At 54.0% G+C, this 1343-nt stretch carries 1 protein-coding gene; it reads right to left on the bottom strand.

What is annotated here, in order from left to right; translation table 11 throughout:
* A partial coding sequence (locus tag AWX27_RS24210; RefSeq protein ID WP_060425414.1) for an IS4 family transposase occupies positions 1-1259 on the bottom strand: 1259 nt, incomplete at its 3' end.
* Positions 1260-1343: the final 84 nt, after the last annotated feature.

The following is a 1343-nucleotide window of genomic DNA, read 5'->3' as shown; positions in this document are numbered from 1 at the left end:
GGGTAATGCCTTTGCCGTCGAGAAGGAAGTACGAAGCTCCCCGCCATTGCCAGGATATCATTCATTATCTTCGGGACTTTCCCTGGGGCAACTGCCGGAAGCAGGCTCAGTTGGGCCGTCAGATATAACGCAGCCTGTTTAAAACCGATTTGATAAGGCTCTACATGCTTCAGGCTGTTAGCCATCTGCGCCATCATGAAGCGCAGCAGGTTATAAGCCAACGCCACGCCCCACAGTTCCTGCCTGACCAACTCCGGCTTTTTGCTTCTCAGAGTCAGTTCGTTCTGCAGCAGATACTGCTTCATCTCCCTGAAGCCATGTTCTATCTCCCAACGATGCCCATACAAGTCGACGATATCGGCTTTGGGGTAGCGTAGCGGATCGCACATCGAGGTCAGGATTTGGACTTTCTTGCCATTAACCTCTTTGCTTATCAGTCTGGCTATCAGCATTTCCGGGGCAGCCGGCCATTTCTTGCGGGCTTGCGGACTTAACTTCAACTCAACGAGCTCCTGCCCCGCACCCAGCCTCTCCCGTACCCTATACTGTGCGTCTTTGCGCAGTGGGAGCATCCAGTGTTTCTCCGCTCCCGAGGCGCTCCAGTGATGGAGGAGTCCCAGCGCATAAAAACCTTTATCCAGTATCGTCAACGAGTGCTCCGGTGTCTGCTCAGCCAACTGTGCAGCAAGGTCAACCTCACTGGTTTCCGAGACGCTGCCGAAGCTCACGCCTGTCAGCAAGTGACTGGTGACCTCCATCTGGCAGACCATGCGAAGCTGCGGCCAGTCGGAACGCGCGTGCTCATTGGCGGTGCGTCCGAAGGCTGCGTCATTTTCGGGCGTATCGGGCGTTCTCCACAACGTGCCATCTACAGCCAGGAGTGTCAGGCCATTCCAGTGCGATAACGGGGTTTTTTCAAACCAGAGTTGACGTGTTTTTTCAAACACCAGCCTGACGACCTCTTCGCCAAGCCGCTGGCGCGCCTGTACTACGGCGCTGGGCGCTACAAAAGGACGTCTCCCCGGTAGCATGATATCGAGATGGGAAACAAGCTGGTTCATTGAAAGCGAGCGAAACAGGGACATACCGACCACGGCCCAGACCATCATTTCCATGGGAAGACGGCGCTTTCGGAGCGTCACAATCCCGGTATCAGCGAGGCATTCATCGATAAGCTCAGGTGAGAGCAAGTCGGAAAGCGCAGCGAATTCTTTGGGGGAGAATTTAAGAACGGTATCAAGAGCCTGACTCAGCAACATAAAAAAATCCGTAATCTCAGAGAGATTACGGATTCTTACACAGCGACAGGATCGTTCAAGTGATCCTTAACTGATCGGCATTAC

It is taken from the genome of Serratia sp. 2880STDY5682894, from assembly GCF_001537385.1.
Lineage (GTDB): Bacteria > Pseudomonadota > Gammaproteobacteria > Enterobacterales > Enterobacteriaceae > Serratia > Serratia nevei.
Note: the sequence above shows the minus strand (reverse complement) of the source record. Positions and strands in the feature narration are given on the sequence as shown.